Origin of the sequence: Rhodanobacter umsongensis (assembly GCF_042654965.1) — a bacterium.
In the GTDB taxonomy this organism is placed as follows: domain Bacteria; phylum Pseudomonadota; class Gammaproteobacteria; order Xanthomonadales; family Rhodanobacteraceae; genus Rhodanobacter; species Rhodanobacter umsongensis.
Genome location: NZ_JBHSMK010000005.1, coordinates 422,133 through 435,894, shown reverse-complemented (window position 1 = coordinate 435,894; position 13,762 = coordinate 422,133). Strand labels below are relative to the sequence as shown.

The 13,762-nt window shown below is 66.2% G+C and carries 12 protein-coding genes; 9 read left to right on the top strand and 3 right to left on the bottom strand.

Features of this window, described 5'->3' with window-relative positions; all coding sequences use genetic code 11:
- Positions 1 to 56 precede the first annotated feature (56 nt).
- Both ACFPME_RS11075 and pdhA read right to left on the bottom strand, forming a co-directional pair.
- A complete protein-coding gene (locus ACFPME_RS11075) occupies positions 57 to 1,037 on the bottom strand; it encodes an alpha-ketoacid dehydrogenase subunit beta (protein WP_377305175.1) in 981 nt (326 codons plus the stop codon).
- Between the two features lie 3 nt (positions 1,038 to 1,040).
- Positions 1,041 to 2,141, bottom strand: a complete 1,101-nt coding sequence (pdhA, locus tag ACFPME_RS11070; RefSeq protein WP_377305173.1) for a pyruvate dehydrogenase (acetyl-transferring) E1 component subunit alpha — start codon at positions 2,139 to 2,141, stop codon at positions 1,041 to 1,043.
- A 437-nt stretch (positions 2,142 to 2,578) separates the two neighbouring features.
- Here pdhA and ACFPME_RS11065 point away from each other — a divergent pair, with 437 nt between their 5' ends.
- From ACFPME_RS11065 to ACFPME_RS11055, 3 genes are all read left to right on the top strand, one after another.
- Positions 2,579 to 3,427, top strand: a complete 849-nt coding sequence (locus ACFPME_RS11065; protein WP_377305171.1) for a tryptophan 2,3-dioxygenase — start codon at positions 2,579 to 2,581, stop codon at positions 3,425 to 3,427.
- Between the two features lie 111 nt (positions 3,428 to 3,538).
- Positions 3,539 to 5,038: a peptide MFS transporter gene (locus tag ACFPME_RS11060; protein ID WP_377305169.1), complete on the top strand. Its 1,500-nt coding sequence runs from the start codon at positions 3,539 to 3,541 to the stop codon at positions 5,036 to 5,038.
- Between the two features lie 172 nt (positions 5,039 to 5,210).
- Positions 5,211 to 6,719, top strand: coding sequence for a peptide MFS transporter (locus tag ACFPME_RS11055; RefSeq protein ID WP_377305167.1), 1,509 nt, complete (start codon positions 5,211 to 5,213; stop codon positions 6,717 to 6,719).
- Positions 6,720 to 6,740: 21 nt separating this feature from the next.
- Here the strand turns inward: ACFPME_RS11055 and ACFPME_RS11050 are convergent, their stop codons facing one another.
- Positions 6,741 to 7,202, bottom strand: coding sequence for a MarR family winged helix-turn-helix transcriptional regulator (locus tag ACFPME_RS11050; protein WP_377305165.1), 462 nt, complete (start codon positions 7,200 to 7,202; stop codon positions 6,741 to 6,743).
- A gap of 157 nt (positions 7,203 to 7,359) precedes the next feature.
- Between ACFPME_RS11050 and hppD the strand changes: the two genes are divergently transcribed.
- The 6 genes from hppD to ACFPME_RS11020 all read left to right on the top strand — a co-directional run bounded on the left by hppD (position 7,360) and on the right by ACFPME_RS11020 (position 13,746).
- The gene (gene hppD, locus ACFPME_RS11045; protein WP_377305435.1) at positions 7,360 to 8,430 is read left to right on the top strand and encodes a 4-hydroxyphenylpyruvate dioxygenase; all 1,071 of its coding nucleotides are present in this window, start codon (positions 7,360 to 7,362) and stop codon (positions 8,428 to 8,430) included.
- A 12-nt stretch (positions 8,431 to 8,442) separates the two neighbouring features.
- Positions 8,443 to 9,753, top strand: a complete 1,311-nt coding sequence (hmgA, locus tag ACFPME_RS11040) for a homogentisate 1,2-dioxygenase (protein ID WP_377305163.1) — start codon at positions 8,443 to 8,445, stop codon at positions 9,751 to 9,753.
- Positions 9,750 to 10,334: a lectin gene (locus ACFPME_RS11035; protein ID WP_377305161.1), complete on the top strand. Its 585-nt coding sequence runs from the start codon at positions 9,750 to 9,752 to the stop codon at positions 10,332 to 10,334. Before hmgA ends, ACFPME_RS11035 begins: the two co-directional genes overlap by 4 nt.
- Before the next feature lie 91 nt (positions 10,335 to 10,425).
- On the top strand, positions 10,426 to 11,412 hold the full coding sequence (locus ACFPME_RS11030; protein WP_377305158.1) for a fumarylacetoacetate hydrolase family protein: 987 nt from the start codon (positions 10,426 to 10,428) through the stop codon (positions 11,410 to 11,412).
- Between the two features lie 140 nt (positions 11,413 to 11,552).
- Positions 11,553 to 12,953 (top strand): oxygen-independent coproporphyrinogen III oxidase, encoded by a 1,401-nt coding sequence (gene hemN / locus ACFPME_RS11025; RefSeq protein ID WP_377305156.1) that lies wholly within the window; start codon positions 11,553 to 11,555, stop codon positions 12,951 to 12,953.
- A 31-nt stretch (positions 12,954 to 12,984) separates the two neighbouring features.
- Positions 12,985 to 13,746 carry a helix-turn-helix domain-containing protein gene (locus ACFPME_RS11020; protein ID WP_377305154.1) on the top strand — a complete coding sequence of 254 codons (762 nt, stop codon included), beginning with the start codon at positions 12,985 to 12,987 and terminating at the stop codon, positions 13,744 to 13,746.
- Positions 13,747 to 13,762 lie beyond the last annotated feature (16 nt).

Here is a 13,762-nt window from a genome sequence, read left to right as displayed (position 1 = left end):
GTTGGGTTTGCGGGAACTTGATGTTCCCGTTCCCGGTTCCCCGCCCCCCGGTCAGATCAACTGACCGCCAGCGTACGCTTCGCCGCGTCGACGACGCGTTCCACGCTCGGCAGGTATTTCATTTCCAGGCGGAACAGCGGGATGTGCGTGTCGAAACCGGTGACGCGCTCGACCGGGGCAAGCAGGTCGTACAGGCATTCCTCGGCGACGCGCGCGGCGATCTCGGCGCCGAAGCCGGCGGTCTTCGGCGCCTCGTGCACGATCACGCAGCGGCCGGTCTTCTGCACCGATTCGGCGATGGTGTCGAAGTCCAGCGGGGTCAGCGTGGCGACGTCGATGACTTCGGCGCTGATGCCCTGGCTGGCCAGTTCGTCGGCCGCTTCCAGCGCTTCCTTCACCTGCGCGCCCCAGGTCACCAGGGTCACGTCGGTGCCATCGCGCAGCACGAAGCACACGTCCAGCGGCAACGCCTCGCCGTCGTCCGGCACTTCTTCCTTGTACTGGCGGTAGATGCGCTTGGGCTCGAAGAACATCACGGGATCAGGATCGCGGATCGCGGCGAGCAGCAGGCCATAGGCACGTGCCGGCGAGGACGGCATCACCACGCGCAGGCCGGGTATGTTGGTGAACAGGTGCTCGTTTGCCTCGGAGTGGTGCTCCGGGGCGCGGATGCCGCCGCCCCACGGCGCGCGCCACACGGCCGGCACGGTGAGGCGGCCGCGGGTGCGGTTGCGCATGCGCGCGGCGTGGCAGGCGATCTGTTCCATCATCGGGTAGATGAAACCTTCGAACTGCGCCTCGGCGACCGGTTTCATGCCCTGCACGGCGAGGCCGACGGTGACGCCGGCGATGGTGGTTTCGTCCAGCGGCGTGTCGAGCACGCGCAGTTCGCCGAATTTCTCCTGCAGGCCCTGGGTGGCGCGGAACACGCCGCCGTTGACGCCGACGTCCTCGCCCAGCACCACGACGGAGTCGTCGTGCGCCATTTCGTAGGCCAGCGCCTGGGTGACCGCTTCGATGAGAGTGATTTGTGCCATGACTCAGTGGCCCTTCTTGGATTCGAGCTGGGTTTCCAGCGAGAGGACGTAGTCGCGCTGCTTGGCGAGATCGGCGGGGACTTCGGCGAAGATGTAGTCGAACATCGCCGTGACCGGCTGCGTCTTGGTCTCGAGGTAGGCGTTCACCTCGTTGTCCATCCACTCGTCGCACTCGGCCTTCCAGGCTTCTTCCTTCGCGTCGTCCCAGACGCCCTTGGCCACCAGCCAGTTGCGCAGGCGCTTCATCGGCTCTTTGTCCCAGCCGTCCTTCACTTCCTGCTCGCCGCGGTAGCGGCGCGCGTCATCGGCGGTGGTGTGGTCGCCGAGGCGGTAGGTGACCGCCTCGATGACGCTGCCGCCCTGGCCGTTGCGGGCACGTTCCAGCGCATCTTCCATCGCCTTGCGCACGGCGATGATGTCGTTGCCGTCCACCTGGATCGAGAACAGGCCGGCGGCGATGCCCTTCTGCGCCAGCGTAGGCGCGCCGGACTGGATCTTGCGTGGCACCGAGATCGCCCACTGGTTGTTGACGATGACGCAGACCAGCGGCAGGTTCTGCGCGCCGGCGATGTTGATGGCGCCGTAGAAGTCGCCCTTGGACGAGCCGCCGTCGCCGATCGTGCACACCGCCACGCGCTTCTCGCCGCGGATCTTGAACGCCAGCGCCGAACCCGCTGCATGCAGGCACTGCGTGGCGATCGGCACCGACCAGGCGAAGTCGTGCCGTGCCGGTTCCTTCTGGTAATCGTTGCCGCGTTCGTCGCCGCCCCAGTACATGTACACCTCGCGCGGCTGCACGCCGCGGTACAGCTGCGCGCCGTATTCGCGGTAGCTCGGCGCGTAGACGTCTTCGGGCTTCATCGCGCTGCCGATGCCGACGTGCGCCGCTTCGTGGCCGAGGCAGCTGGCGTAGGTGCCGAGCTTGCCGGTGCGCTGCAGCGCGATCGACTTGGCGTCGAACACGCGCGTGGACAGCATCAGCTTGTACAGCTCGACCATGTGGCCGAGGTCTTTCGCGAACTCGGGCAGGTCATCACGTACCTGCTTGCCCTCGGCATCGAGGTATTGCAGGTATTCGATTTCAAACTTGGCGGCGATGGTCACGACTCGCTCCGGAGTGGGTAATGGGAAAGCTGGGAGAACCTGCGCACCGGCAATCCATGGCGCGCAAACGACCGAACAAGACCGCGCTTGATAACAGGCCGGCATGTTGCGCTGCAAGGTACGGCGCAGCATTCGTGGGCGTACGGGAAGTCGTTGCGGCAGGGTTTCCAGGCCGCCCAGGCGCGCTGTAATCGGCTTTGCCGCGCAGGCTGCAGGGATTCACGGTGGCGCCAGGCGGGAAGACCAAAGCACCCTTCAACCGTGACGCCGGCCATCCGGCTTGCCGCCCTGCCATCGGGTTCCGCCTTCGCGGGAATGACCACGGGGTGTTCCGGCGACTTCGCGTTCGATGCCGTTGGCGGCCCATGCGTCGGGTCAAGGTCGGATCGACGCGCAGCCGTTACCATGGTCGTTCTCCGAAGACGTGACGGACCAGCATGAGCGAGAACCAGCGTGACATCGAGGCAGGCATCCAGACCGACCTGAATGGCCAGATGACCTATGGCGGCTACCTGCATCTGGAGACGCTGCTGTCGGCGCAGCAGCCGCTGAGCCAGCCGCCGCATCACGACGAGATGCTGTTCATCGTGCAGCATCATGTGTCCGAGTTGTGGATGAAGCTGCTGATCCACGAGCTGAAGGCAGCGGTGACGCACCTGCAGGCGGACGACATCGACGCCTGCCTGAAGATACTGGCGCGGGTGAAGCAGGTGCAGCGCCAGCTGTTCGAGCAATGGGCCGTGCTGGAAACGCTGACGCCGTCCGAATACCTGGAGTTCCGCGGCGTGCTCGGGCCCTCGTCCGGCTTCCAGTCGCTGCAGTATCGGCAGATCGAATTCCTGCTGGGCAACAAGAACGCCGGCATGCTCAAGGTGTTCGCGCATGATCCCGCCGCGCAGGCCGAGCTGCGTGCGGTGCTGGAAGCGCCCAGCCTGTACGACGAGTTCCTGCGTTACCTGGCGCGGCGCGGCCATGCGGTGCCGGCCGGGCTGCTGCAGCGCGACTGGACCCAGGCCTACCGGCGCAACGAGGCGCTGCTGCCGGTGCTCAAGCGCATCTACGAGCAGCGCGCGGAGTTCTGGCCGGAATACCACATGTGCGAACAGCTGGTGGACGTGGAGGGGAGTTTCCAGCTGTGGCGCTTTCGCCACATGAAGACGGTGGAACGGATCATCGGCCATCGGCGCGGCACCGGTGGCTCGTCCGGCGTGAGTTTCCTGAAGAAGGCGCTCGACCTGGAGTTCTTCCCCGAGCTGCTGGACGTGCGTTCCGTGCTGGGCAGCTGAGTCGGGCGACGGCGCGTTTGGCGCGGCGCGCGGGCAACGGTTGCACCTTCCGGCATGAATCGCGATTCTGGGCGCACGTGCCGCACCGACCCGGACCACACAGGGGAACCCATGAACCAGGCTGCCGAAACAAGCGCTGCACCGAACTATCCGCAGATGCTGGGCCATCCGCGCCCGCTGTGGATGCTGTTCATGACCGAGTTCTGGGAGCGCTTCGCGTTCTACAGCGTGAGCTGGGCGCTGGCGTTGTACATCGTGGCGCATTTCTACAACGGCGACGCCTCCGGCCAGGCCTGGGCCAGCAGCATCTTCGGCGCGTATACCGCACTCATCTACGCCTCCAGCATCTTTGGCGGCTACGTGGCGGACAAGGTGATTGGCTACCAGCGCTCGATCCTGCTCGGCGCGCTGGTGATGGCGCTGGGGTTGTTCGTCGTCATGCTGCCGAGCCGCGAGGTCTTCCTGGTCGGCCTGGCGATGGTGATCGTCGGCAACGGGCTGTTCAAACCGAACATCTCCACCATGGTGGGGCAGTTGTATGGCCGCGACGATCCTCGCCGCGATCGCGGCTTCACCCTGTTCTACATGGGCATCAACGGTGGCGCGCTGCTGGCGCCGCTGCTGACCGGCTGGATGGCCAGCTATTTCACCGATACACCGATGCAGCAGAACTACCGCATCGTGTTCGGCGCCGCCGGTGTCGGCATGCTGCTGAGCCTGCTGTGGTTCTGGTTTGGACGACGCGGCCTGCAAGGCGTGGGGCGTCCAGCGCCGGAGGCGGCCGGCCGGGCGCGTGTGGCGTGGGTGTTGATTGGCATGATCGTCGCGGTGCCGCTGGTGTATCTGCTGCTGGCGTTCGTCACCGCCGGACTGTCATGGATGCTGGGCGTGTTGTTCGGCGGCGTCGCGGCGATGCTGCTGGTCGAGGCGGTCAGGCATGGCCGGGTGCAGGTCGACCGCGTGGTGGCGATGCTGATCATCTTCGCCTTCAACATCCTGTTCTGGATGTTCTATTTTCAGCTGGGCACGTCGTTCAATTTCCTGGCGCAGAACCTGGTCGATCGGCAGATGTTCGGTAGCTGGGAGTTTCCGGTGGGCTGGTTCCAGTCGGTCAGTCCGCTGGCGATCATCCTGCTGGCGCCGCTGGTGAGTCTGGTGTGGGCGCTGCTCGCGGCACGCCGGCGCGAGCCTTCGATACCGCGCAAGTTCGGCCTGGGCCTGGTCTTCAACGGGCTGGGTTTCGCGGTGTTGATGTATGCCTTGTCGCAACTGCTCGATGGCCGTGGGCTGATCCCCTTCTGGCCGCTGGTGCTGTGCTACGTGCTGCAGACCGTGGGTGAGTTGTGCCTGTCGCCGATCGGCCTGTCGATGGTGACCAAGCTGGCACCGCCGCGGCTGGTTGGCCTGGCGATGGGGGGCTGGTTTCTTTCGCTGGCGGTGGGCGGCAACCTGTCCGGGCTGCTGGCCGGCCACATCAGCGGCGACAGCGGCATGACCGCGGCGTCGGCGCTCTCCGGCTTCACTTTCAGCTTCTGGCTGCTGGCCGGTGCCGGTGCGTTGCTTTTGCTGATCTCGCCGTTGATCAACAAGCTGATGCACGGCGTGCGCTGATCGGGGCGGGGCACCGGCGCCCCCGGGTCGCCCTTTCATCGGCGCGGCACATGCCGCCGGATCGACGGTCGTGCTGCGGTGCATTTGACGCACGGTGCAGTCGCCGGGTACACCTTCTCGCAAGAAATTGCGGGTCCGCACGCGAGGTGCCGACCCATTACCGGGGAAGTCCATGAACCAGGCCACCAAGACGACGCCGCGCGCCGCGCCCGATTTTCCCCAGCTGCTCGGCCATCCGCGCCCGCTGTGGATGCTCTTCATGACCGAATTCTGGGAGCGCTTCGCGTTCTACGGCGTGCGCTGGGCGCTGACGCTTTACATCGTGGCCGAATTCTTCGGCGGCGATCCCTCCGGACAGGCCCCGGCCAGCCGCATCTATGGCGCGTACCTCGCGCTGGTGTACGCGGCGGCGGTGTTTGGCGGTTACGTGGCGGACAAGGTGCTGGGCTATCAGCGCTCGATCCTGGTTGGTGCGGTGGTGATGGCGGCCGGGCTGTTCATGATCATGTGGCCGAACCAGCAGGTGTTCCTGCTCGGCCTGTCCACGGTGATCGTGGGCAACGGCCTGTTCAAGCCCAACATCTCCTCGCTGGTGGGGCGGCTGTATGGGCTGGGCGACCCGCGCCGCGACCGCGGCTTCACCCTGTTCTACATGGGCATCAATGGCGGCGGGCTGGTGGCGCCGCTGCTGACCGGCTGGCTGGCCAGCCATTTCACCGGTACGCCCATGCAGCAGAACTACAAGCTGGTGTTCCTGGCGTCGGGCATCGGCATGCTGGTGAGCCTGGTGTGGTTCCTGGTCGGGCGGCCGCAGCTCAAGGGCATCGGCCAGCCGGCGCCGGAGCAGGCCAGCCGCATGCGCATGCTGTACGTGCTGATCGGTTGCGTGCTGGCCGCGCCGCTGGTGTATCTGCTGATGGCGAAGGCCGGCGCGATCTTCCTGCAGTGGCTGCTCAGCGTGATGTTCGTCGGACTGTCGCTGATGCTGCTGGTCGAGGGCGTCCGCGAAGGCAAGGTGCAGCGCGACCGGGTGATCGCGATGCTGCTGATCTTCGCGTTCAACGTGCTGTTCTGGATGTTCTACGAACAGGCCGGCAGTTCATTCAATTTCCTGGCGCAGAACATCGTGGACCGGAAAATGTTCGGCGGCTGGGTATTTCCGGTCGGCTGGTTCCAGTCGATCGCGCCGCTGGCGATCGTGCTGCTGGCGCCGCTGGTGTCGATCGCCTGGGCCTGGACCGATCGGCGCGGCGCGGAGCCGTCGATTCCGCGCAAGTTCGGCCTCGGCCTGCTGTTCAACGCGCTGGCGTTCACGGTGCTGATGTATGCGCTGTCGCAACTGGTCGACGACAGCGGCCACATTCCGTTCTGGCCGCTGGTCCTGGTTTACGTGATGCAGGTCGTCGGCGAGCTCTGCCTGTCTCCCATCGGCCTGTCGATGACCACCAAGCTCGCGCCGGTGCGCATGGTCGGCTTCGCCATGGGTGGCTGGTTCCTCTCCACCGGCATCGGCAACAACCTGTCGGGCATCTTCGCCGGGCACGTCAGCGGCGAAACCGGCATGACGGTGCAGTCGGCGCTGGGCGGCTTCACGTTCAGCTTCTGGCTGCTGGTGATTCCAGGTGCGTTGCTGTTCCTCGCCGCGCCGCTGATCAACAAGCTGATGCACGGGGCGCGTTGAACGCGGGTCGCCCGGTTCCGGTCAGGAAAGCAGTTTGTCCAGGATGCGCGTGAGCCACGCGCGCTCCTCGGCATCGAGCCTTGCCAGCACCTCGCGCTCGCGTGCGCGGGCCATCGGCGCTACCTCGTCGTGGATGGCCCAGCCCGCTTCGGTGAGGTCGAGCACCGAGCGGCGCTTGTCGTTGTCGTGCATGCCGCGGCTGACCCGCCCGGCCTCGACCAGGCGCGCCAGCGCGCGGCTCACCGCCACCTTGTCCATCGCGGTGCATTCGGCCACCTCGCGGGCGGAGAGCCCCTCGAAACGCGCCAGCACCGCCATCACGCGCCATTCGGTCACGCTGAGGTCGTAGCGTTGCTGATAGTCGTCGGCGATCGCCTGGCTGATCGTATTGGACAGGATCGACAGCCGATACGGCAGGAAATGCTCCAGCTGCAGCGGCGCATGTTCTTCGGTGGCGGGTGTGGGCTTGCGCTTGACGGACACGGCTGCCGTGCTCCTTGCAAATGGTTTCATACGAAACTATAAAGATGGATGGATTGTCCCGACGTGGCATCGCTGCGCATTGCGCGGCGCTGCCCGCACCCAGCTTAGCGACAACGCACCGCAGGAGAGCGCCATGAACGCCCAGCCGAATCTTGGCATGCAGGTCACCACGTTCGAGAACCCGATGGGTATCGACGGTTTCGAGTTCGTCGAATTCGCTGCCCCGGTCGGTCGCGCCGATGAACTGCACGACCAGTTCAAGCGAATGGGCTTCACGGCCGTGCTGAAACACAAGACGCGGCCGATCACGGTATATCGGCAGAACGGAGTGAATTTCCTGGTCAACGAGGATCCGGACTCGTTCGCGGCGGACTTCGCCAAGGCGCACGGTCCCAGTGCCTGCGGTTTCGCCATCCGCTTCCGCAAGCCCGGCGTACAGGTGCTGCAGGCGGTGCTCGACAACGGTGGCGAAAAGATCGACCACAAGGAAGCCAGCAAGGCGGTGAACGCGGCCGCGATCAAGGGCATCGGCGACTGCATGCTGTACCTGATCGACCGCTACGGTGACGTGGGCAGCATCTATGACGCCGACTACGAGGCGATCGAAGGCGCCGACCCGCACCCGAAAGGCTTCGGCCTGACCTTCATCGACCACCTGACCCACAACCTGTACTTCGGCAACATGCAGAAGTGGTCGGACTACTACGAGCGGCTGTTCAACTTCCGCGAGATCCGCTACTTCGACATCAAGGGCGCCAAGACCGGCCTGGTCTCCAAGGCGATGACCGCGCCGGACGGCATCGTGCGCATCCCGCTGAACGAGTCGAACGACCCGAAGAGCCAGATCAACGAATACCTCGACGCGTATCACGGCGAGGGCATCCAGCACATCGCCTGCTTCACCGACGACATCTACACGACGGTGGAGAAGATGCGCGCCGCCGGCGTGGAATTCCTCGATACACCGGATGCGTATTTCGAGGTGATCGACGAGCGCGTGCCGAACCACGGCGAGGACGTGGCGCGGCTGGCGAAGAACAAGATCCTGATCGACGCCGACCTGGAGACCAAGCAGCGCAAGCTGCTGCAGATCTTCACCCAGAACGCGATCGGCCCGATCTTCTTCGAGATCATCCAGCGCAAGGGCAACGAGGGTTTCGGCGAGGGCAATTTCCAGGCGCTGTTCGAGTCCATCGAGCGCGACCAGATGAAGCGCGGGTTCCTGTAAGGAGCAGTTCCCATGGCGATGATCGTCAGCAACGGCTACCAGTCCGGATTCGGCAACGAGTTCGCCAGCGAGGCCATTCCAGGCACCCTGCCGCAGGGGCAGAATTCGCCGCAGCGGGTGGCGCACGGCCTGTATGCGGAGCAGCTGTCCGGCACCGCGTTCACCGCGCCGCGCCACGCGAACCGGCGCAGCTGGCTGTACCGGATCCGTCCGGCGGCGGTGCATGAGCCGTTCCAGCCGCTGGCGCATGCCACCTTCCACAACCGTTTCGACGAAGCGCCCGCCACGCCGAACCAGCTGCGCTGGGATCCGCTGCCGCTGCCGTCCGCGCCGACCGACTTCGTCGACGGCCTGATGACCCTGGCCGGCAATGGCGGCCCCGCCGAGCAGGCGGGCATCGGTATACACGGCTATACGGCCAATCGTTCGATGCACGGCCGCTTCTTCTACGACGCCGACGGCGAGCTGCTGATCGTTCCGCAGCTGGGCCGCTTGCGGCTGGCCACCGAACTGGGCGTGCTGGAGATCGAGCCGCAGGAGATCGCGGTGATTCCGCGCGGCGTGCGTTTCCGCGTCGAGCTGCCCGGCGATGAGGCCCGTGGCTACGTCTGCGAGAACTTCGGCGCGCTGCTGCGCCTGCCGGATCTGGGCCCGATCGGTTCGAACTGTCTGGCCAATGCACGCGACTTCCTGACGCCGCATGCAGCGTTTGAGGATAGCGACGGCGCGTTCGAGCTGGTCGCAAAATTCCAGGGCGCGCTGTGGTCGGCGAAGATCGATCACTCGCCGCTGGACGTGGTCGGCTGGCACGGCAACTACGCGCCGTACAAGTACGACCTGCGCCGCTTCAACACGATCGGCTCGATCAGCTACGACCACCCCGATCCGTCGATCTTCACCGTGCTGACCTCGCCCAGCGACACCGCGGGCACGGCGAACATCGATTTCGCGATCTTCCCGCCGCGCTGGCTGGTGGCGCAGCACACGTTCCGGCCGCCGTGGTTCCATCGCAACGTGGCCAGCGAGTTCATGGGCCTGATCACCGGCGTGTACGACGCCAAGGCCGAGGGCTTCGTGCCCGGCGGCGCGAGCCTGCACAACTGCATGAGCGGGCACGGCCCGGACGCGGCCACGTTCGAGAAGGCGTCGCAGGCCGACCTGTCGAAAGCGGATGTGATCGGCGGCACCATGGCCTTCATGTTCGAGACGCGCAAGGTGATCCGCCCCACCCGGCAGGCGCTGGCTTCGCCGCAACTGCAGGCGAACTACCACGAATGCTGGCAGGGAATCGCCAGGCATTTCGATGGCGGCAGCAAGCCATGATGCGCGTCGGCCTTGTCCTGGCATGTGCGGCGGTGCTGGCCGGTTGTGGCAGTCCCGACCGTCCAGTGGCGCCCGCGGCCGCGGTCAACTCGGCCGTCGCTCCCGCGGTACCCGCCGCGCCCGCGCAGCCCGCTTCGCTGGCGCGCTACGACGGTTATGGCGATATGCGTTTCGGCATGGATGACGCGGCGTTCGACCGGGCGTGGGCCGGCGAGTTGAAAGCGACCACGCCTGCGGCGGGTTCGAGTTGCGTCAGCAAACGGCCTCGATGGGTGAAGGCGCCGGAGGATTTCGCGTTCATGTTCGAAGGCGGTCATTTCGTGCGTTACGACGTCGGCACAGCGAAGGAGATCGCGCCGGGCGGCGGCAAGGTCGGCATGAGCGGGGCGCAGATCCGCAGCCTGTACGGCGATCGTGTCATCGAGCAGCCGCACAAGTACGTGGCTGGCGCAAAATACCTGCGCGTCGCGGCAGCGCAGGGCAACAGCGTGCTGCTGTTCGAAACCGATGCGACGGGCAGGGTGACGCGATGGCGCGTGGGTGTGCCGCCACAGGTCGATTACGTGGAAGGTTGTGGTTGATGGATGCCGTCCTCGCCGACGGCGAAGAACAAACCGCCATCCCTGGCGGACTATCCAGAAGAGCCTGTAGATCTGCCAATCCGGAGTCCCAATGAAACTCGCTAGTCTCAAGGAAGGCGGTCGCGACGGCACGCTGATCGTGGTCAGTCGCGACCTCACCCGGGCAGTGCGTGCCACCGCCATCGCGCCGACACTGCAGGCAGCGCTGGACGACTGGTCGAACGCGGCGCCGCGACTCAATGCGCTGTCCGACGACTTGAACGAGGGCCGCGCCGCCGGCGCCTTTGCCGTGGACGTCGCAGCGCTCGCGTCGCCGCTGCCGCGCGCCTACGAGTTCGTCGACGGCAGCGCCTACCTGCCGCATGTCGAGCGCGTGCGCCGCGCCCGCGGCGCCGAGGTGCCGCAGTCGTTCTACACCGACCCGCTGATGTACCAGGCGACCAGCGCCGGGTTCCTCGGCCCGCGCGATCCGGTGGTGGTGCCGAGCGAGGATTACGGCATCGATCTGGAGGCCGAAGTCATCGTGGTCACCGACGACGTGCCGATGGGCGCCACGCCCGCGCAGGCGTCCGGGCACATCCAGCTGATCGGCCTGATCAACGACGTGAGCCTGCGCGGCCTGATTCCCGGCGAACTGGCCAAGGGCTTCGGCTTCCTGCAAAGCAAGCCGCGTTCGGCGCTGTCGCCGGTGCTGGCGACGCCGGACGAACTCGGCGACGCCTGGCAGGGCGACAAGCTGCACCTGCCGATGCGCACCTGGTTGAACGGCAAGTGGTTCGGCGAGGCCGAGTGCGGCGTCGACATGCAGTTCAGCTTCGCCGAGCTGGTTGCCCACGTGGCGAAGACCCGCCCGCTCACCGCCGGCACCATCGTCGGCTCCGGCACCATCGCCAACGAGGACACCGGCAAGGGCGCGTCGTGCCTGGCCGAACAGCGCACGGTCGAAACCCTGCGCGACGGCAAGCCGTCGACCCCGTTCATGAAATTCGGCGACAGCCTGAAGATCGACATCACCGACGCCGCCGGCGCATCGATCTTCGGCTCGATCGAACAGCGGATCGAAGGGCTCAACCGCTGACCCCGCGCGCTTCGGCTGCGCGCCTGCGGCGCCAGGCCGGGGCGGCCGGGCACGAGGTGGCCGTGGCAGGTTGTCGCAACCGGCGCGCAGGTTGATCCGGATCAAGGCACGCCGGCGACTGCCTCGACAGACTCGGCAACATGGCCAGTTTCCTTGCTCCTCCCGAATTCGATCCCGCGTTGATTGCCCGCTACGACGTGGCCGGTCCTCGCTACACCAGCTATCCGACGGCGCCGCAGTTCACGGCCGACTTCGACGAGACAGCCTTGCGCGCGGCGATTCGCACGTCCAACGAGGAGCCGATTCCACGTCCGCTCTCACTGTACGTGCACGTGCCGTTCTGCATGAGTCCGTGCTTCTACTGCGGCTGCAACCGGGTGATCACCCGCGACGTGGGCCAGGCCGATCGCTACCTCGAACGGCTGTACCGCGAGATCGAGCTGATCGCGCCGCTGTTCGACCGGGACCGGCCGGTGCGCCAGCTCCACTTCGGTGGCGGCACCCCCAACTTCCTCGACGCCACGCGCATGCGCGAGCTGATGGAATCGCTCGCGCGGCATTTCAGCTTCAGCCACGAGGCGGATCGCGAGTACGGCATCGAGATCGACCCGCGCTTTGCCGATGGCGACTATGTGCACGCCCTGGGCGAGCTGGGGTTCAACCGCATCTCGGTCGGCATCCAGGATTTCGATCCGGCGGTGCAGCAGGCGGTCAACCGCATCCAGAGTTTCGAGCAGACCCGCGAGGTGATCGACGCGGCCCGCGCCGCGCACTTCCGTTCGGCCAGCGTCGACCTGATCTACGGCCTGCCGCTGCAGACGATCGACGGTTTCAGCCGCACGCTGGACCAGGTGGTGGCGCTGGGGCCCGATCGCGTTGCCGTCTATGGCTACGCGCACCTGCCGGAGATGTTCAAGGCGCAGCGGCAGATCGACGCGGCCGAGCTGCCCGATGCGGCGACCCGGCTGGCGCTGTTCGGTTGCGCGCTGGAAAAGCTCGGTGCGGCCGGCTACGTCTATATCGGCATGGATCACTTTGCGCGCTTCGATGACGAGTTGGCGCGGGCGCAGCGCGCGGGCACGCTGCAGCGCAATTTCCAGGGCTACTCGACGCATGGGGATTGCGACATCGTCGGTTTGGGCGTGAGCGCGATCGGCCGCGTCGGCGACAGCTACAGCCAGAACGCACGCGACCTGATCGGCTACTACGCGGCGCTGGATGCGGGGCGCCTGCCGGTGGCGCGCGGTCTGCAGCTGGATGAAGACGACCTGATCCGGCGCGAGCTGATCGGCGAGCTGATGTGTCACGGCATGCTGGACAAGCGCGCCTTCGGCGCGCGCCACCGGCTGTTGTTCGACGAGTATTTCCTGCGCGAACGGCAGCATCTGGCGCCTTTGCTGGCCGATGGCCTGCTTGAGGAGGACACGCGCGCGCTGCGGGTGACCTCGCGGGGACGGTTACTGTTGCGTATCATCGCGATGTGCTTCGATGCCTATCTGGGCGACGCAGCGCAGGCTCCGCGATATTCGCGCGTGATCTGACCCTTGCAGCCATTGGCAATCCAATCACCTCATGCAATCCAAGCACCCGGCAGGCCGCCTGCCCGATCCGCCCAGCCCGATCGCCGATGACGGCGACGAGACGCATTTCTGCGGCACCTGTGCGTTCTCCAGTGCCTGCATTGCTGCCGGTTACCACAAGCCGGAACTGGCCGAGCTGCAGTGTCTGGTGGAGCACGTCGGGCCGTTCCGCGCCGGCGAGCACATCTTCCGCACCGGCGATCCGTTCCGCGCGATCTTCGCCGTGCGCGGCGGCACCGTCAAAACCCGCATGGTCGACAAGGAAGGCCGCGAGCAGGTGCTCGGCTTCTACCTGCCGGGCGAGGTGATCGGTCTCAACGCGATCTACCCGGAACACTTTCCATGCGACGCGGTGGCGCTGGACACCACCTTCTTCTGCCGTTTCTCGTTCCCGGCGATGAGCGCACTGGCCTCGCGCGTGCCGGCGGTGCAGCAGCACCTGTTCCGCATGCTCAGCAAGGAGCTGGGCACCGCCAGCCTGCTGGCCGGCGATCACAGTGCCGACGAACGGGTCGCCGCCTTCCTGATGGATCTGGCCAGCCGCTACGCCGCACGCGGCTTTTCCGCCACCCGTTTCCACCTCAGCATGTCGCGCGGCGACATCGCGAACTACCTGCGCCTGGCCGCCGAAACGGTGAGCCGCGTGCTCAGCCGCTTCCGCATCCAGAAGCTCATCCAGATAGAAGGCCGCGAGTTGCAGATCGTGGATCCCGCGGGCCTGCGCGTGATCGGGCAGGGTCTGCTGCCGGAGTGAGCCGCTGCGCGCTGGC

Coding starts and splice junctions, on each gene's coding strand:
- hemN (WP_377305156.1), top strand. CDS start 11,553: ATGGCCAGTTTCCTTGCTCCTCCCGAATTCGATCCCGCGTTGATTGCC.
- ACFPME_RS11075 (WP_377305175.1), bottom strand. CDS start 1,037: ATGGCACAAATCACTCTCATCGAAGCGGTCACCCAGGCGCTGGCCTAC.
- ACFPME_RS11055 (WP_377305167.1), top strand. CDS start 5,211: ATGAACCAGGCCACCAAGACGACGCCGCGCGCCGCGCCCGATTTTCCC.
- ACFPME_RS11060 (WP_377305169.1), top strand. CDS start 3,539: ATGAACCAGGCTGCCGAAACAAGCGCTGCACCGAACTATCCGCAGATG.
- ACFPME_RS11020 (WP_377305154.1), top strand. CDS start 12,985: ATGCAATCCAAGCACCCGGCAGGCCGCCTGCCCGATCCGCCCAGCCCG.
- ACFPME_RS11065 (WP_377305171.1), top strand. CDS start 2,579: ATGAGCGAGAACCAGCGTGACATCGAGGCAGGCATCCAGACCGACCTG.
- hppD (WP_377305435.1), top strand. CDS start 7,360: ATGCAGGTCACCACGTTCGAGAACCCGATGGGTATCGACGGTTTCGAG.
- ACFPME_RS11035 (WP_377305161.1), top strand. CDS start 9,750: ATGATGCGCGTCGGCCTTGTCCTGGCATGTGCGGCGGTGCTGGCCGGT.
- ACFPME_RS11030 (WP_377305158.1), top strand. CDS start 10,426: ATGAAACTCGCTAGTCTCAAGGAAGGCGGTCGCGACGGCACGCTGATC.
- hmgA (WP_377305163.1), top strand. CDS start 8,443: ATGGCGATGATCGTCAGCAACGGCTACCAGTCCGGATTCGGCAACGAG.